This is a genomic window from Streptomyces sp. NPDC029169, assembly GCF_055563935.1.
Genome location: NZ_JBVHXA010000001.1, coordinates 91,226 through 107,924, shown reverse-complemented (window position 1 = coordinate 107,924; position 16,699 = coordinate 91,226). Strand labels below are relative to the sequence as shown.

Annotated in this window: 17 protein-coding genes; 9 read left to right on the top strand and 8 right to left on the bottom strand. The window is 73.3% G+C overall.

Annotated features, from left to right (window positions below):
* Nucleotides 1-87 precede the first annotated feature (87 nt).
* Nucleotides 88-675 (bottom strand): TMEM165/GDT1 family protein, encoded by a 588-nt coding sequence (locus ACZ4VI_RS00465; protein ID WP_467995265.1) that lies wholly within the window; start codon nucleotides 673-675, stop codon nucleotides 88-90.
* A gap of 298 nt (nucleotides 676-973) precedes the next feature.
* Between ACZ4VI_RS00465 and ACZ4VI_RS00460 the strand changes: the two genes are divergently transcribed.
* From ACZ4VI_RS00460 to ACZ4VI_RS00450, 3 genes are all read left to right on the top strand, one after another.
* Nucleotides 974-1,576, top strand: coding sequence for a TetR/AcrR family transcriptional regulator (locus ACZ4VI_RS00460; RefSeq protein ID WP_467995263.1), 603 nt, complete (start codon nucleotides 974-976; stop codon nucleotides 1,574-1,576).
* 77 nt (nucleotides 1,577-1,653) lie between these two features.
* Nucleotides 1,654-3,345, top strand: coding sequence for an MFS transporter (locus tag ACZ4VI_RS00455; protein WP_467995261.1), 1,692 nt, complete (start codon nucleotides 1,654-1,656; stop codon nucleotides 3,343-3,345).
* Nucleotides 3,332-4,435 carry a PP2C family protein-serine/threonine phosphatase gene (locus ACZ4VI_RS00450; protein ID WP_467995260.1) on the top strand — a complete coding sequence of 368 codons (1,104 nt, stop codon included), beginning with the start codon at nucleotides 3,332-3,334 and terminating at the stop codon, nucleotides 4,433-4,435. The genes ACZ4VI_RS00455 and ACZ4VI_RS00450 overlap by 14 nt, the downstream gene beginning before the upstream one ends.
* A gap of 9 nt (nucleotides 4,436-4,444) precedes the next feature.
* Here the strand turns inward: ACZ4VI_RS00450 and ACZ4VI_RS00445 are convergent, their stop codons facing one another.
* Together ACZ4VI_RS00445 and ACZ4VI_RS00440 are read right to left on the bottom strand one after the other, a co-directional pair.
* A complete protein-coding gene (locus tag ACZ4VI_RS00445) occupies nucleotides 4,445-5,263 on the bottom strand; it encodes a hypothetical protein (RefSeq protein ID WP_467995259.1) in 819 nt (272 codons plus the stop codon).
* A gap of 247 nt (nucleotides 5,264-5,510) precedes the next feature.
* Nucleotides 5,511-5,933 (bottom strand): cupin domain-containing protein, encoded by a 423-nt coding sequence (locus tag ACZ4VI_RS00440; RefSeq protein ID WP_467995258.1) that lies wholly within the window; start codon nucleotides 5,931-5,933, stop codon nucleotides 5,511-5,513.
* Nucleotides 5,934-5,985: 52 nt separating this feature from the next.
* Between ACZ4VI_RS00440 and ACZ4VI_RS00435 the strand changes: the two genes are divergently transcribed.
* Nucleotides 5,986-6,972, top strand: a complete 987-nt coding sequence (locus tag ACZ4VI_RS00435; protein ID WP_467995257.1) for a helix-turn-helix domain-containing protein — start codon at nucleotides 5,986-5,988, stop codon at nucleotides 6,970-6,972.
* Between the two features lie 28 nt (nucleotides 6,973-7,000).
* Here ACZ4VI_RS00435 and ACZ4VI_RS00430 read toward each other — a convergent pair whose 3' ends face one another.
* Nucleotides 7,001-7,585: a nucleosidase gene (locus ACZ4VI_RS00430; RefSeq protein ID WP_467995255.1), complete on the bottom strand. Its 585-nt coding sequence runs from the start codon at nucleotides 7,583-7,585 to the stop codon at nucleotides 7,001-7,003.
* A 78-nt stretch (nucleotides 7,586-7,663) separates the two neighbouring features.
* On the opposite strand from ACZ4VI_RS00430, the gene ACZ4VI_RS00425 reads away from it, so the two are divergent.
* Nucleotides 7,664-7,867 carry a cold-shock protein gene (locus ACZ4VI_RS00425; protein ID WP_467995254.1) on the top strand — a complete coding sequence of 68 codons (204 nt, stop codon included), beginning with the start codon at nucleotides 7,664-7,666 and terminating at the stop codon, nucleotides 7,865-7,867.
* 99 nt (nucleotides 7,868-7,966) lie between these two features.
* Here ACZ4VI_RS00425 and ACZ4VI_RS00420 read toward each other — a convergent pair whose 3' ends face one another.
* Both ACZ4VI_RS00420 and ACZ4VI_RS00415 read right to left on the bottom strand, forming a co-directional pair.
* Nucleotides 7,967-9,115 (bottom strand): baeRF2 domain-containing protein, encoded by a 1,149-nt coding sequence (locus ACZ4VI_RS00420; protein ID WP_467995252.1) that lies wholly within the window; start codon nucleotides 9,113-9,115, stop codon nucleotides 7,967-7,969.
* 100 nt (nucleotides 9,116-9,215) lie between these two features.
* On the bottom strand, nucleotides 9,216-9,590 hold the full coding sequence (locus ACZ4VI_RS00415; RefSeq protein ID WP_467995250.1) for a hypothetical protein: 375 nt from the start codon (nucleotides 9,588-9,590) through the stop codon (nucleotides 9,216-9,218).
* Nucleotides 9,591-9,697: 107 nt separating this feature from the next.
* Between ACZ4VI_RS00415 and dnaK the strand changes: the two genes are divergently transcribed.
* Nucleotides 9,698-11,578, top strand: a complete 1,881-nt coding sequence (gene dnaK, locus ACZ4VI_RS00410; protein ID WP_467995248.1) for a molecular chaperone DnaK — start codon at nucleotides 9,698-9,700, stop codon at nucleotides 11,576-11,578.
* A 39-nt stretch (nucleotides 11,579-11,617) separates the two neighbouring features.
* Here the strand turns inward: dnaK and ACZ4VI_RS00405 are convergent, their stop codons facing one another.
* Complete coding sequence (locus ACZ4VI_RS00405) at nucleotides 11,618-12,994, bottom strand: vWA domain-containing protein (RefSeq protein ID WP_467995246.1); 1,377 nt, start codon at nucleotides 12,992-12,994, stop codon at nucleotides 11,618-11,620.
* The gene (locus ACZ4VI_RS00400) at nucleotides 12,991-13,860 is read right to left on the bottom strand and encodes an AAA family ATPase (protein WP_467995245.1); all 870 of its coding nucleotides are present in this window, start codon (nucleotides 13,858-13,860) and stop codon (nucleotides 12,991-12,993) included. Before ACZ4VI_RS00400 ends, ACZ4VI_RS00405 begins: the two co-directional genes overlap by 4 nt.
* A gap of 310 nt (nucleotides 13,861-14,170) precedes the next feature.
* On the opposite strand from ACZ4VI_RS00400, the gene ACZ4VI_RS00395 reads away from it, so the two are divergent.
* From ACZ4VI_RS00395 to ACZ4VI_RS00385, 3 genes are all read left to right on the top strand, one after another.
* Nucleotides 14,171-15,367: a PP2C family protein-serine/threonine phosphatase gene (locus tag ACZ4VI_RS00395; RefSeq protein WP_467995243.1), complete on the top strand. Its 1,197-nt coding sequence runs from the start codon at nucleotides 14,171-14,173 to the stop codon at nucleotides 15,365-15,367.
* Between the two features lie 148 nt (nucleotides 15,368-15,515).
* Nucleotides 15,516-16,127, top strand: coding sequence for a hypothetical protein (locus ACZ4VI_RS00390; RefSeq protein WP_467995242.1), 612 nt, complete (start codon nucleotides 15,516-15,518; stop codon nucleotides 16,125-16,127).
* Between the two features lie 163 nt (nucleotides 16,128-16,290).
* Entirely contained in the window at nucleotides 16,291-16,659 is a 369-nt protein-coding gene (locus ACZ4VI_RS00385) for a luciferase domain-containing protein (protein WP_467995240.1), read from the top strand.
* Nucleotides 16,660-16,699: the final 40 nt, after the last annotated feature.

Genomic DNA, 16,699 nt, shown 5'->3' with positions numbered 1-16,699 from the left:
CTTCAACAAGGGTCCGAGAGGGTCCGGGAACGCGACAGCGCCCCCGGATCGGACCGATCCGGGGGCGCTGGGCGATGTGCCGACGTGTCAGCCGACGAAGATCTCCGTGAGCGACCAGATCGCCAGGCCCGCCATGCACAGGCCGCCGATGCGCTGGACGGTCTTCAGCGGGACGCGCTTGGCGATGAAGCGGCCGGCGACCAGGGCGAGGGCCGAGACGCTCATCAGGGCGGCGGCGGAGCCGATCGCCGTGGGCCAGGTGCCGTTGGTGGCGGCCAGGTTGGCCGTGGTGATCTGCGTCAGATCGCCCCACTCGCTGATGAAGACGGCCATGAACGCGGTCGAGTAGACCGGCCAGAAGCCCGTCACCGTCCTGCCGCCCGCCTCGTCCTGCTCGTCGTCGTCGCCCCCGCCGCGCAGCAGCATGAACGCGCCGAAGCCGAACAGCACGGCCGAGACGAGCTTGACGACCCAGTCGGGCAGCAGGCCGATGAGGCTGCCGGCGCCCACGGCAATGGCCACGTGCGTGACGAACGCGGTCGAGGTGCCGAACCAGACGTACAGCGGACGCATGCGCGTGCCCATCGCGAGGGACGCGAACATCGTCTTGTCGGGAAGCTCGGCGAGGAAGATCAGCCCGAAGGCGGTGAGGATCGCCAAGGGGTCGAGGTGCATACCGGGGGCTCTCTGCTCGGTCCGGGCCCGGGATCCGCACGGCACCACGGTGGGCGACGGGAAGAACCACTCGGCCCGGCATGACGGACCACGCCCACGGAACGCGGACATGGTGAATGCCTGGCCGAAGGTCTCGCCCGTCCGCGCTTCCGCGTGGACCCGGCCACCGGGAACCCGAGGGCTCCAGTGTGTCGACGACCGGTTCGCGGGGCTACTCCCCTTCGCTGTCGAAGAGTGTAGCGGAGCGGCTCGTCGATCTTGGTAGACACTGTCTACCGAGTGCTGGTAGACAGTGTCTATGACAGAAGAGACCGAGGCCGGACTGCGCGGCCGACTCATCGACGCAGGGGTCGAACTGGTGCACGTGGAAGGGGCGCAGGCCCTGTCCCTGCGGGAGATCGCACGGCGCGCCGGGGTCTCCCACGGGGCGCCACGCCGGTACTTCCCGACCCATCTCGATCTGCTGTCGGCCATCGCCCGCGAGGGCTTCGCGGAACTCGCGGCACGCGTCGGGGCCGCCGTGGGGGAGGAGGCGGAGGGGCGCGACGGTGCCCGTGCCCAGCTCGACGCCCTCGCCCGCGTCCATCTCGACTTCGCCCTGACCCGGCGCGGCATGTACGAGCTGATGTTCCGGCACGACCTGCTGGAGAGCGGCCGGCTCGGGCTGCGCGAGACGAGCCTGCCGCTCTTCGGCCTCCTGACCCGGCTCGTCGCCCGCGCCCGCCCCGGGGACACCCCCGAGCCGGCCGTCGCCGCCGCCGCGCTCTGGGCGAACCTGCACGGCATCGCCCAGCTCTGGGCCTGGGGCAGCCTCCAGCTCGCCGCGGGCACCGACGAGGCGGAGCCGCTGCTCCGGGCCACCCTCGACGCGCACCTCGGCCGCGATGGGCGGGCGCGGTGATACGGCGCCGGTGGGCGGGCGTGGTGGCACGGCGCCGGTGGGCGGGCGTGGTGGCACGGCGCCGACGGGCGGGCACGGTGATACGGCCGCGGTGGGCGACCCTCGCCTGCAGCGTCGTGGGCGCCGCTGTCGTGGCCCTCGACGGCACGGTGCTCACGATCGCCCAGCCCGCGCTCCAGCGCGATCTCGACGCCGACCTCGGCCAGGTCCAGTGGACCAGCACCGGGTACCTCGTCGCGGTCGCGAGCCTCCTCGTCTTCGCGGGCCGGCTCGGCGACACCTACGGGCACCGGCGGCTCTTCGCCCTCGGCACGCTCGGCTTCGCCGCCACCTCGGCCGCGATCGCCCTCGCGCCGGGGATCGGCTGGGTGATCGCCCTGCGGGTCCTCCAGGGGGTGTCGGGGGCGCTCCTCCAGCCGGCCACCCTGGGCATGCTCCGCGCGGCCTTCCCGCCCGACCGCCTGGCCATGCCGATAGCCCTGCGCATGAGCGCGATCGGCCTCGCGGCCGCCGCGGGCCCCCTGGTGGGCGGCGCCCTGGTCACGGCCTACGGCTGGCGCTCGGTCTTCGCCCTCACAGCGCTCGCGTCCCTCCCCGTCGCCCTCCTGTCCGCCGCGCTTCCGAGGCGGACGACGGGGCTGCCCGCGGGGGCGGGGGGTGGATCGGCGTGGGCCGCGAAGGCGCTGCGCGCTTCGACGTCGATCTCCGCCGTGCAGGGAGATCCACGGCAGATCCAGACCGCCTCTGACACCTCGATGACAGCCCCGCCCGCACCGAGCATCGGCCCGCCGGCCGCCTCCGCGTCGAGCGCCACCGCTTCGGCCGTCACCGGGCCCACCGCCTCCGCGTCAGGCGCCCCCGGGTCGACCGCCCCCGCGTCGCGCGGCGGTGGATCGGCCGCCACGTCCGTGCGCCCCGTGGCGAGTCCGGCAACCGCTGACTCCCGGGAGTCGCTCGATCTGCCCGGCGCCCTGCTGCTCGCCCTGACGCTCGGCTCGCTCGTCCACGTGCTCGTCGCGGTGCCGGAGGCGGGGTGGACCATGGCGAACGGCCTTGGGGTCGCCGTCGCCGTCGCGGCCGGAGCGGGATTCGGGTGGCATGAGCGGTGTACGGACCGGCCGCTCCTGCCGCCGGCCCTCCTGCGGTCACGGCCCGTCGTGGCGGGCCTCGCCGCCCTGCTCGCCGCGTCCGCCGCCCTCTTCGGCACGCTCTTCGGGGCGACGTACCACCTCCAGGACGTGCGCGGACTCGACCCCCTCACCAGCGCCCTGTGGGTGCTGCCCCTCGCCGTCCTCATGGTCGTCGCCGCGCCCGCCGCCGCTCTGCTGCAACGCCGGTTCGGCCCCCGTCGTACGACCGTCGCGGGCGGCGCCCTGCTCGCCCTGGGCGTCCTCGACGGCTCCGCGGCCGCGCTGCCGACCGGTGTCCGCTTCGCCCTCGTGGGTGCCGGGTTCGGCACGGTCATGGCGACCGCCACCGCCGTCGTCGTGCACCGGGCCTCCGTGGCCGACGCCGGAGTCGCCGGGGGACTCCAGCAGACCGCCATGAACATCGGTCCCGCGCTCGGCGTCGCCACCGCGACCCTGATGATGACGCTCGACGCGTCCGCCGGTTTCGTCCTGGCCGTCGTCGCCGCGCTCGGCGTCGCCGCCGCGCTCGGACTGCCCGGCCGCGCCGCATCCACGACCCCCGTGCCCCCCGGACACGCCCCGCCGCCGCCCCGGCCCCGCCGCCCCCGCTGCGTACGATCACGAGATGCCCTCTGGTGATCACCGCGGCCGCACGCTGACGCGGCGGCGTACGCAGATCAACATCGGCCGGGCGCTTCCGGTCCTGGTCATGGTCCTGACGGTGCTCGCCGACGTCCTCACCGCCGACGAGGAACGCTACGACCGGCTCCTGGCCGCCGCCCCCGCCCTCGCCGCCGTCACCTGGAGCGTCCGGGGCACCGTCCTCATCGGCCTGATCGCCATGGCGGTGGGCGGGCTGCTCGGGGCGAGCAGCGGTGAGCCGTTCACTCCCGACATCCTCGCCAACGAGGCGGCCCTGGCCGCGGTGACCGGGGTCGCCGCCTGGGTGAGCCGGGCCCGGCTCCGCTACGAGCGGGACCTGCGCGAGGTCACCGCCGTCGCCGAGGTCGCCCAGCGCGTCGTGCTGCGTCCCCTCCCGCCCCGGCTCGGCCGGGTCGACCTCCATCTGCTGTACGTCGCGGCCGCCGCCAAGGCCCGGATCGGCGGCGACTTCTACGAGGCCGTGCGCGTCCCCGGAGCCGTACGCCTGATGCTCGGCGACGTCCAGGGCAAGGGCCTCGGCGCCGTGGAGACCGCGTCCGTCCTGCTCGGCTCCTTCCGCGCCGCCGTCAACGACGCCCCCGACCTGGCCGCCCTCGCCGACCGCCTGGAGGAGGGCCTCAGCCGCTACGGCGCCTGGGACCCCGACTCCGACGCGGCCGAACGCTTCGCCACCGTCGTCCTCGTCGAGATCCCCGACGTCGGAGGCGTCGCACGTCTCCTCAGCTGCGGCCACCCGGCTCCCCTGCTCCAGCACGGCACCCGGGTGCGGCCCGTCCCCTTCGCCGACCCGTCGCTGCCGGTCAACCTGTCCGGCCTCCTGGACGCCCGCCATCACGTGGAGGAGGTCCCCTTCGTGGCGGGGGACCGGCTGCTGCTCTACACCGACGGGGTGAGCGAGACCCGCGACCGGGCCGGCACCTTCTACCCGCTTCAGGAGCGGCTGAGCCACTGGGTGGACGAGCCGGGCGCGCGCGTCCCCGACCTCCTCCACCGCGACCTGGACGCCTACGCCGCCCACGGCCTCGACGACGACGTGGCCGCGGTGCTCGTCGTACGGCAGCCGTAGACCCGGCCCCTACACCTCCGGAACCGACTCGTACAGCACCGTGTGGAACCGGCCCGCCGACTCCCGCCCCGCCGGGTCCGCCCCCAGCGCCCGTACCGCCTCGACCGCGAAGCGCTGCTCGGCCGCGTCGGTGAACAGCCGCTGCGGATACGTCCGCGCGGGGTCGGCCACGGTCCGCAGACCGTACTCCGCGAGACACTCGGCGATCGGCTGGTACGAAACCGTCCGCAGGACGAACGCGCTCACCCGCACCGGCCGCCGGGCCCATTCGAGGAGCGCCGCGAACGTGCGCCGGGTGAGATAGCTGCCCCCGCCCGTCAGCGTGATCAGGCCGACATCGGCCATCGCGGCCCGCAGCCGCGGACTCGGCGACGCGCCCTCCTCCAGGTTCTCCGCGAACGCGTCGTCCAGCAGCCCGACCTCCCGCGCATACCGCAGGGCGTTGCCCGCGACGTCGAGACCGATGACCGGGGCGGCGTCCGGGCGGCGCCGGGCCGCGTAGAACTCCTTGTCCCGTACGGCCAGTTCGGCGGCGGTCAGCCCGCCCACCGCCGGGTCGGTGTAGCGCTCGTACAGTTCGGCCAGCGTGACGTCGTGGTTGAGCAGGGCCGCGTTGATCCCGTACGAGCAGCACAGATCGAGCACCGTCCCGCCACCCCGCTCGGCCGCCGCCCGCCGGAACGCGGCCTGCGCCCGCTGCGGAATCTCGTACTCCAGCGGTGCGAGGCGCCGGAAGTACGCCCGTGGATCCGGCTGGTCGTAGATGTCCTCGAACCGCGCCTTGCCGACCGTCCCGCTCGTGCCGGACCCTGCCCCGGACTCGCTCATGCGTCCCGCCTTCCTCGTAGGCCCCCCGGTGCACATCCTGCGCCTAGCGCGACCCGGCGCTCACGTCCGCATCGGGGGCGCACGGGCGCACCACCCGCACCGCGGCGCGGCTTCCGGGCGGGGCCCGCCCCTCCAGGATGGTCCGGGCATCGGCCACCCGCACGGGATGCGGCGGCGGCCACGGCGCCCGTACGCACGGAGCCGCCCCTCCGAAACGTGGAAAACCGGCCCCTGTCGCAGGCGGGGCTCACGCGCCCAGCGCGTGGCCCGTCGTCGCGTCCACGTGGTCGGGGATCTCGTCGTGGCGGTCGCCGACCGTGAGGGTGCCCGTCGGTTCGAAGAGCAGGAGGGACGCGCCGGAGGGGGAGGACGGGCGGTGTTCCACGCCCTTGGGGACGGTGAAGACCGAGCCCCGGGGCAGGAGCACCGTCCGCTCCGTGCCGTCCTCGCGCAGCGCGATGTGCAGCTCGCCGTCGAGCACCAGGAAGAACTCGTCGGTGTCGTCGTGGGCGTGCCACACATGCTCGCCCGCCACTTTGGCCACGCGCACGTCGTAGTCGTTCACCCGGGTCACGATGCGCGGGCTCCACAGGTCCTCGAAGGAGGCGAGGGCCGTGGCGAGGGCGATGGGGGAGCTGGGGGCGCTGTTCACAGCGGTGTTCTGACTCATGCGGCCATCCTGGTCGCTGTCCGTCACCCGGCGTGAGTGCTAGAAATAGCATATGTCGCAAGGATCCTCGCAGCAGGGAGCGCACCGCGTCGTCGTCATCGTCGACGCCAACTCCAACCCCTTCGAACTGGGCTGTGCCATCGAGGTCTTCGGCCTGCCCCGCCCCGAGCTCGGACGCGACCTGTACGACTTCCGGCTCTGCTCACCCGAGCCCGCCACCCTGATGCGGGACGGCTTCTTCACCCTCACCGGCGTCGCCGGGCTCGAGGCGGCCGACACCGCCGACACCCTCATCGTCCCCAACCGCCCCGACGTCGAGGTCCCCCGCCGTCCCGCCGTGCTCGACGCCGTCCGCCGTGCCCACGCGCGCGGTGCCCGCCTCATCGGCTTCTGCAGCGGCGCCTTCACCCTCGCCGAGGCCGGGGTCCTCGACGGGCGCCGGGCCACCGCCCACTGGCAGTGGGCCGACTCCTTCCGGGCCCGCTTCCCCTCCGTACGCCTCGAACCGGACGTCCTCTTCGTCGACGACGGCGACATCCTGACCGCCGCCGGCAGCGCCGCCGCCCTCGACCTCGGACTCCACGTCGTCCGCCGCGACCACGGCGCCGAGGCCGCCAACACGGTCAGCCGCCGACTCGTCTTCGCCGCCCACCGGGACGGCGGACAACGGCAGTTCATCGAGCGCCCGGTCCCCGAGACCCCCGACGAGTCCCTCGCCCCGCTCCTCGCCTGGGCCCAGGAACGCCTCGGCTCCCCGCTCACCGTCACCGACCTCGCGGCCCGGGCGGCGGTGAGCCCCGCGACGCTGCACCGCCGGTTCCGCGCGCAGCTCGGCACCACCCCGCTCGCCTGGCTCACCGGAGAACGGGTGGCGCTGGCGTGCCGGCTCATCGAGCGGGGCGAGTCCCGCTTCGACGTCGTCGCCCGCGCGAGCGGGCTCGGCACCGCCGCCAACCTGCGCGCCCTGATGAACCGCGAGACCGGGCTCTCCCCGTCCGCGTACCGCCGCCGCTTCGGACCGACGGCGGCGATCTCCTAGAAGCGGTACGGCCTAGGAGCGGTACGGCCTAGGAGCGGTACGGAGTGTGCTCCGCCGCCCACTGGGCCAGCGCCCGGGCACAGTCCGCGACCGACTCCCGCCAGCTCCTGGCCGCGCCGTCGCCCGCCTCGTCGCTCACGTGCTTGACGATCCGGATCGGCACCCCGGCCCGGCCCGCGGCGGTCGCGAGGGCGTAGGCCTCCATGTCGACCAGCGGAGCGCGGGCGGCGAGCCGGGCCCGGGCCGCCTCGTCCGAGATGAAGGCGTCACCGGTGGCAAGCACCACGTCGCCGCCGTCCGGCAGGACGAGCGGATCCCCGTACGTCTCACCCGTCAGCGTCGCGAGCAGCTCCCCGTCGAGATCGTGCTGGATCACCGTGCCCACCACGTGCGTCCCCGTCCACCCCGGGCGCAGCGCCCCGGCGGTCCCGAGGTTGACGACGCCCGACGGGCGCGGGCCCCGGCCCAGGACGGTCGCGAGCGAGGTCGCCGCGTTCACCTTGCCCATGCCGGTCAGCAGGACCGGCAGATCCGTGTCCAGGAACTGCGCCTCCTCCTTGACGGCCAGGACGAGCAGGGGCCGGTCGGCGGTGATGTCTCCGATGAGTTCCATGCGGCCACGCTACCCGCCGGGACTTCCGGCCCGTGCCGAGAGACCATGGAGGTGTACGTAAGCGCCGAGGAGCACACCATGGCAACCGGAACAGTGAAGTGGTTCAACGCGGAGAAGGGCTTCGGCTTCATCGAGCAGGACGGCGGCGGCCCGGACGTGTTCGTCCATTACTCGGCCATCGCCAGTACCGGCTTCCGCGAACTCACCGAGGGACAGAAGGTCCAGTTCAGCGTCGTTCAGGGCCCGAAGGGCCCCCAGGCCGAGAACGTCACCCCGGCCTGACCGACTCCGGCCACCTGACCCCTGACCGACTCCGGGCACCCGACCGACGCCGACCGGCCCGGCCGAGGAGGCCGGGCCGGTCGGTCAGGAAGGCGCAGGTCACATCGTCCAGCGCAGTACCGCCCCGAGCCCGCCCGCCGGGCCACGCATCCCCTCGGGCACCACGAGCACGTCGCAGTCGGCCGCCGCGGCCGCCCGGAGCAGCGCGTCGTCCGCGCGCGCCTGCTCGGGCCGGGGAACGCCCATGGCACGCGCCTCGCCGCGCTGCAGGGCCACCTCGTCCACGCCCGGGCCGATCCAGACCGGACGGCTCCCGTCGGGGGCCTCCGGCGTGAGGAGCAGCGTGGCCACCTGATGGTTGCGTGCGGCGTCCACGACGGCCGGGACGCCCTCCGCGGCCTCCCCGGGGCCAGTGTCGACTGCGGCCTCGCGGTGCTCGCCCGGCTTGCCCCGCCCCCGGTGGAAGCGCTCGAGCGTCCTGCTGAGCCGTTCGTGCGTGAAGGTCTCGCAGGCCCGCGCGATCTCCCGGTCCAGCACCTCCGTCGAGGTGCCGGCGGATCGCCCGCCGCCCTCCGCCTCCACGGCCACGTCCCGGACGTGCTCGGGCAGCCGGTTGTGCACGGCCCGGCGCTCACGGGGGTCACCGGCCAGAATCAGCAGCTCCGCGCCGCTCTGTGGCCACTGCCGGCCGATCTCGGCCGCGATGATGTCGGCCGTCTCGTTCCAGCCGTTCTCGACCTTGTTCCGGTAGTGCCATTCGTACCGGTCGGCGGGGATGCTGCGATGCCCGCGACCCTGCCACTCCGTCCCGCGGGCCTCGCCCACGGGCGTGCGGCGGTTGTTCTCGCGCATCTCCAGATCGGCGCCCGTACGGTCGATGTACGCCACCAGGCAGGCGGGCGCGTCGCCACGCAGCGTGGCCAGCGGCGCCACATGGGGCAGCAGGGACCAGGTCGCCTCGCCGACGGGCGGGGGCACGGCGAGCGGCACGTCGAGGACGACCTCGGCGCCGGCGGCGAACAGGGCACGGCCCGGGGGAGCGCCGGAGACGGGCTCGTTCGCCAGCCGCTCCATCACCGCCCTGGTGGTGTACCCGTCGGCCCCGGCGTCGATGAGCTGGGCCGCGATGGCCCGCTCGCGGAGCTGCTGCACCTTCACCGCGTCCTCGGTGGCGCGCGTGGTCTCGATGTACACCGAGGCCCACGGGCCCGGCCGGGCGAAGAGAGGTTTGAGGAAGCCGAGTTCCATGATGTCCCCCAGACGCGAGGTGTGTGAGCACGGTGGAAAGGGCGATCTCCCGCGCCCGCACGGTTCGGGTGCCCCTGGGGCACCAGGTCAAACAGGGCCCTCAGGGCTCATCCAGCAGGTCCGCCGGGACGTACGGGCGCAGCTCCCGTACCGCCCGCTCCGGATCGGGGTCGGAGACGGCCAGCCGCGCGAAGGGGGCGTCCCGGCGCAGTTCCACGCAGACGACCGGTGTGCCCGGCTTGACCGCCGCGAAGTCCCGGCCGTCCGGCAGGAGACGGATTCCCACGAGGAGCCGGTCCGGGATCCACAGGCCCCGGCCGCGCCGTCCGCGCAGCGCCCGCCACCAGTCGGGTTCGACCCGCACCTCGCGCAGGGCGGTCACCGGCACCCGCACGGCCCGGCGCCGCGCGGCAAGCACCTCGCGCGGGGAAAGGCGTACGACGATGTCCGTGCCGTCCAGCGTGACCCGCGCCATGGCACCTCACCGACCGTCCACGTCGTCCGACGTACCGGGACATCTCCCTCCATGATCGGGCCGCGGATGGGTAGATGCCAGACGGGGACCGGGCTGAGGAGAGGGCCATGTCACGTGCAGTCGGAATCGACCTCGGCACGACGAACTCGGTGGTCTCCGTCCTCGAGGGCGGAGAGCCCACGGTCGTGACGAACACCGAGGGTGCCCGGACGACACCGTCCGTGGTCGCGTTCGCGAAGAAGGGCGAGGTGCTGGTCGGCGAGGTCGCCAAGCGGCAGGCGGTGACGAACGTCGAGCGCACCGCCCGGTCGGTGAAACGCCACGTCGGGGACGCACAGTGGCGCTTTCCGGAGAGCGGCGAGATCGACGGCCGCCGCTACACCGCGCAGGAGATCTCGGCGCGGGTGCTGCAGAAGCTGAAGCGCGACGCCGAGGCGTACCTCGGTGAGGACGTGACGGACGCCGTCATCACCGTCCCCGCCTACTTCAACGACAGCCAGCGCACGGCGACGAAGGAGGCCGGTGAGATCGCGGGCCTGAAGGTGCTGCGGATCATCAACGAGCCGACGTCCGCGGCCCTTGCCTACGGCCTGGACAAGGAGAACGACCACACCATCCTCGTCTTCGACCTCGGCGGCGGCACCTTCGACGTGTCCCTCCTGGAGATCGGTGAGGGGCTGGTCGAGGTGAAGGCCACCAACGGTGACACCCACCTCGGCGGTGACGACTGGGACCAGCGGATCGTGGACCACCTGGTCAAGCAGTTCAAGAACGGGTACGGGGTGGACCTGTCCAAGGACAAGATGGCTCTCCAGCGTCTCCGCGAGGCCGCCGAGAAGGCGAAGATCGAGCTGTCGGCGGCGACGGAGACGTCTATCAACCTGCCGTACGTGAGCGCGTCCGCCGAGGGTCCGCTGCACCTGGACGAGCGGCTGACGCGGGCTCAGTTCGAGCAGCTGACCGCCGATCTGCTGGATCGCTGCAAGACGCCGTTCCACCAGGCGGTACGGGACGCCAAGATCAAGGTGGCCGATGTGGACCATGTGATCCTGGTGGGCGGTTCGACGCGGATGCCCGCGGTCACCGAGCTGGTACGGGAGTTGACGGGCAAGGAACCGCACAAGGGCGTGAACCCGGACGAGGTCGTCGCGATCGGCGCCGCCCTTCAGGCCGGTGTGCTGAAGGGTGAGGTCAAGGATGTCCTGCTCCTGGACGTGACCCCGCTGTCGCTCGGTATCGAGACCAAGGGCGGCATCATGACCAAGCTGATCGAGCGCAACACGACCATCCCGACGAGGCGTTCGGAGATCTTCACGACGGCGGAGGACAACCAGCCGTCGGTGCAGATCCAGGTCTTCCAGGGTGAGCGTGAGATCGCGGCGTACAACAAGAAGCTCGGCATGTTCGAGCTGACCGGTCTGCCGCCGGCCCCGCGTGGCGTCCCGCAGATCGAGGTCGCCTTCGACATCGACGCCAACGGCATCATGCACGTGACCGCGAAGGACCTGGGCACGGGCAAGGAGCAGAAGATGACCGTCACCGGCGGCTCCTCGCTGCCGAAGGACGACATCGACCGCATGATGCGCGAGGCGGAGCAGTACGCGGACGAGGACCGCCGCCGTCGCGAGGCCGCCGAGACCCGCAACCAGGGCGAGCAGCTGGTCTACCAGACGGAGAAGTTCCTCAAGGACAACGAGGACAAGGTCCCCGGAGACGTGAAGGCGGAGGTCGAGGCCGCCGTCGGAGAGCTGAAGGAGAAGCTGAAGAGCAAGCCCGCCGACGGGGACGACACCGCGGAGATCCGTACCGCCACCGAGAAGCTCGCGGCCGTCTCCCAGAAGCTCGGCCAGGCGATGTACGCCGACGCCCAGGCCGCGCAGGCCGCCTCCGGCAGCGCCCCGAAGGGCGAGGCCAAGACCGATGAGGACGAGGTCGTGGACGCCGAGATCGTCGATGACGAGGACGAACGGAAGGGCGGCGGCGCCTGACGATCCAGCGGAGGGACGATCAGCCGAGCGAGAGCCCCCTCAGACCGGCAGGAGCCGGCCGATCAGCTCGCCGAGCTGCCGCGCGTTGCGGCACGGGTGCATGTCGACCAGCTCGGCGTAGGCGAGCGCGACCGAGTCGCCCGTCGACCACAGCGACGGCTGCTCGGGGTTGAGCCAGCGGACGCGGCGGGCCCGGTCCGCGATCAGCTGCAGTGCCGCGAGGTTCGGATCGCTCATGTTCGTCCGGGCATCGCCCAGGACGAAGACCGCGGTGCGCGGGCCGACTGCGTCGGCGTACCGCTCGGCGAACTCGCCCAGCGCGGTCCCGTAGTCGCTCTGTCCGTGCCAGCCGGTCAGCGTCGCCTCGTCCAGGATGCGGGCGCCGAGGCCCGCCGGGTCCGCCGCGCCCCGCGCGATCAGATCGGTCACCTCGTCGACCCGGTTGACGAAGGCGAACACCCGCACCCTGCTGAACTGGTCGTGCAGCGCCTGCACCAGCAGCATCGTGAAGTTCGCGAACCCCGCGACGGAGCCCGACACATCGCAGAGCAGCACGAGGTCCGGGCGCGCGGGACGACGGCGCCGCAGCACCGGCCGCATCGGTACGCCTCCGGTCGACAGCGAGCCGCGCAGCGTGCGCCGCAGATCGATCCGCCCGCGCGCGGCGTGCCGCCGCCGGGCCGCGAGGCGGGTCGCGAGCTTGCGCGCCAGCGGCCGTACGGTCGTACGCAGCTCGTCCAGCTGGGCCCGGCCGGCGAGCAGGAAGTCGACGCTGTCCGGCGTGCCCGCCACCGCGCGGCGCGCGACCCGGTCCCGGCCCTGCCGCTCGGCGACCCGCCGCCGGGCCTCCGTCCGTACCCGCTCACGGAACGCCTCGATGCGCCGCCGGATCTCGTCGTCCGTCAGCCGGTCGGTGAACTCAGGTCCTTCCCCGGCCGCAGCCCGGAGCATGGCCCGCACCCGGGCGAGCAGTGTCTCGGGCCGGAGCCGGGCGAGGGCCTGGTACGAGGACCAGCCGTCGGAGCCCGGCGCGGAACCGTAGCCACCGAGGCCGCCCACCGCCTCGCCCGCGAGCCGGGTCAGGGCCGAGCGGTCGTCGGCGGCCAGCGCGGCGGCCAGCCGCTCCCGCAGCGCCGCCGTGTCGAACTTCTCGGCGGAGGGCTCCGCATCCGGGCCGGCGGCGGTCAGCGGGAAGTACAGGTCGAAGACCCGGTCGAAGAGGGGGCGCTGCGCCTCCTTGTGGAGCAGCGTGGCGGCCAGCGCCTCCCGCATGCGCTCCCGGTCGGTGAAGCCGACCGCCTCCAGGGCGTGACCCGCGTCCACGCTCTCGCCCGTACCGATCGTGAGGCCGTGCGCGCGCAGCGCGTGCACCAGACCGGTGAGCCGGTCCGTCACCCCGGCCGGCGGCGTGGTCACACCGCGTCCAGGTCGAGCTTGGCCGCCGCCTTCTGGATGTCGTCCTGATGCTTGAGGATCACGCCCAGACTGTCGCGGACCACCGTCTCGTCCAAGGTGCCGGCGCCCAGGGCGAGGAGAGTGCGGGCCCAGTCGATGGTCTCCGCGACCGACGGCACCTTCCGCAGGTCCATCGCGCGCAGCGCGCCGACCACCCGCACCACCGACGCCGCCAGCGCCTCGTCGAGCCCCGGCACCTTCGCCGTCACGATCCGGCGCTCCAGCTCGGCCTCCGGGAAGCCGATGTGGAGGAAGAGACAGCGGCGGCGCAGCGCCTCGGACAGTTCGCGGCTCGCGTTGGAGGTGAGGACGACGAAGGGGCGCCGGGTCGCCGTGATGGTGCCGAGCTCGGGGACGGTGACCTGGAAGTCGCTGAGCACTTCGAGCAGGAGCCCCTCCACCTCGACGTCGGCCTTGTCGGTCTCGTCGATGAGCAGCACGGTCGGCTCGGCGGAGCGGATGGCGGTGAGGAGGGGGCGGGTGAGCAGGAACTCCTCGCTGAAGATGTCCGTGCGCGTCTCGTCCCAGGACTCGTCCCGGCCCGCCGTGATGCGCAGCAGCTGCTTGGCGTGGTTCCACTCGTACAGGGCCCGTGACTCGTCGACGCCCTCGTAGCACTGGAGCCGTACGAGCCGGGCGCCGGCGACCTGGGCGACAGCCTTGGCCAGCTCGGTCTTGCCCACCCCGGCCGGGCCCTCCACGAGGAGCGGCTTGCCCAGCCGGTCGGCGAGGAAGACGGTGGTCGCGACGGCGGGCGAGGCCAGGTAGCCGGCCGAGGCGAGGCGCTCCGCGACATCGTCGACGGAACTGAAGTACCCGGTCGTCATGGTTGGTCCCCCCAGGAGCCGCGGAATGTCCTACTGGCCGGTAGCCATGGTCGTACTCGATCAGCTCCCGCCGCGCTCCGCAACCGTCCGGACCGCAAGGAAAAGGCCGGCCCTCGTCCTCGCCTGGGGGAAGTCGTGAAGATCGTACGAGAGCACCGGCGCAGCGTAGCGTGGGGGCGGAAAGGTCTGGCTATGGGGTCACGGAATGTGATGGACTCCTGGTCCGGCCGGTGCGGCGCGCGGGCATGTCGCCCCGCTGGTCCAATGGGATGTGTGCGCTGCTCGGGGCCGTAGCGGCGGTGGAGGTGTCTTGTCGGAGCGAGCGGGGGAACAGGCCTCCCTGGTCGAGGAGCATGCGGCGGTCCTGGCCCGGCTGCGAGCCGCGACGGACGCGATCAAGGAGATCGGCTCGCACCCCGACGAGCAGGGCGTCTGTGCGGACCTCGCCGGGTTCCTCTGCCGGCACGGCTACGAGGCGGCCGCCGTGGACGTCCGGCCCGAGGAGGAACCGGGCTGGGTACGGATCGCGGTGGCCGGGGACCCGAAGCTGGTCGACCGCGTGGAGCCGCGCCACGACAACGGGGCGCCCCACGGCTACGAGGACATGGCCCCCGGCGGCGTCCCCGTCCGGGTCGTGTCGGTGCCCATGGAGTCGCAGGGCAGGGTCATCGGGTGCGTGAGCGCCGTCAGCGCCCGGTCCCACGCCCTCGGCGAGCACGAGACGGCCACCGTCCACGACGCGGCGCGGCTCGCCGCCGTCCACCTGGGCCACGCCCGCCGGCTCGCCGCCACCGAGCGAACTGCCTTCCACCTTCAGCAGGCCCTCGTCGCGGAGCCGGGCCGGCCGCACCCCAATCTGGAGGTCGCGGGACGCTACCTGCCCGTCGGCGCCCGGACGCTGGTGGGCGGCGACTGGTTCGAGAGCGTACGGCTCCACTTCGGCCGCAGCCTGCTCGTCGTCGGGGACGTGATGGGGCACGGTCTCGACGCCGCCGTCGACATGAACGCGTACCGCTCCGCCCTCCGCGACGTGGCCTCCACGGACCTGCCACCGCACCGCGTGCTCCGCCAGCTCGACTCCGTCATCGCCGACGACGGCGGCCTGCGGCCCGCGACCTGCCTGCTGGTCCAGGTCGACCCGGCGCGCGGCGCGGCCACCTTCGCCAGCGCCGGCCACCTCCCGCCCGTGGTCTTCGCCGCGGACGGCTCCGCCGACCTCGTCGAACTCCCCGTCGGCCCCCCGCTGGGCACCGGCGTCGGCGGCTACGAACCGGTGACCCGCACCCTCGCCCCGCTCGACACGCTCGTCCTCTTCACCGACGGCCTGGTCGAGCGGCGCGGCGAGGACATCGATGTCTCGCTCGCCCGGCTGTCCTCGCTCCGCGTGCGCCCCGGCTACGGCCTCGAGGAGCTCGTGGAGGAGGTCCTCCAGCGGCTCGACGCCCACCACGCGGAGGACGACGTCGCCGTCCTCGCCGCCCGGATCCGCGAACGTCCCACCTCGTAGCGGGTCACCCGGACGCCCCGGCCCCCTTGCCCCCCGCCCGTCCAGGCCATCGCATGGAGTCCGAGAGGCGGGTCCACCCGGGCGCCCGCCCATGGCCGGCGAGCCCGCTCAGGTGCCCGCCGGCAGGACGAAGGGACCCGCTGTGTACGTGCGCACGCTGTATGTGACAGGAGATCCGGCCAAGCTCGACGGCGCGGTCGACGCGATCTCCTCCGAAGGCCGGGCCATCGTGTCGGAGCAACCAGGATTCCGGGGTTTCGGGCTGTTCGTCGACCGAGAGCTCGGCAAGCTGCTGACGGGAACCTGGTGGGAGGACGAGAAGTCCCGCCGGGACAGTGACGAGCAGCTGCGCGAGCGGCGGGCCGCGCTGCTGGCGCCGTTCGCCCAGACCGTGGCCGTCGACAACTGGGAGGCGGCGGTCGCCCGGCCTCCGCGGTCCGTCGGACCCGGGGCGTGGTTCCGGCTGGCACGGATGGAACTCGACCCCGCCGACATGGACCTCCTGGCGGACACCTTCCGCGACATGGCACTGCCCCGACTCGAAGCCATGCGCGGCTTCGAGGGCGGATCCCTGCTCGTCGACCGCGCCAAGGGCCTGGCGAGTGTGGGCGCCATCTGGAGCGACCACGACGCGCTGGCGGCCGCACGCGCCGGCGTCGCGGCGATCAGGGGCGAGGCCACCGCGAAGGCGCGCGTGACCACGCGGAGCATCGAGGAGTTCGAGGTCGTCTTCGCCGACATCGCCCCGCCGCCTTCCTGACGGACGTGGCACTCCCCGGCGTGCACGAACGCCGTTCGGTACGAGGCTCTTTGTGAGTCCGTGCGCGCCCTGTGTCACCAGGGACGGGTCGGATTCACGCCTGTGCGGGATTCTTTTCGCCGGACGCTTGTGCAGCGCCCGTCGTCCCGGCACGCTCCTGGGTATGAACACCGCCCGGCACGCCAGTGAACGTCTGATGAGCTGGCCCTCGCTGGCCCCCGGCCGCGCCGAGTGCGGCGCCGAGCTCGGTCTGCGCACCGCGACACACGACATCGTGCACTTCCACGGCGAGCACGAGGCCGACGTCCACCTCACCCGCGCCATGATCGCGAAGCTGCGCCCGGCCCTCCTCGGGTCGAGCGCCGTGCGGCTGCGCGCCGGATCCGGCTGGGTGACGGTCCGGCTGGACATGGGATCCGACATCGACCTGCTGGCGACCCTGGTCAGCGCCGCGCTCCAGGCCTCCACCGGCCGCCCCGACACCGCACCGGACGGCTGCACCCGGACCTTCCTCACCGCCGCGCGGGGCTGAACGCGTCACACGAGCGACCCCCCGTTCGGCCGCATGCCGG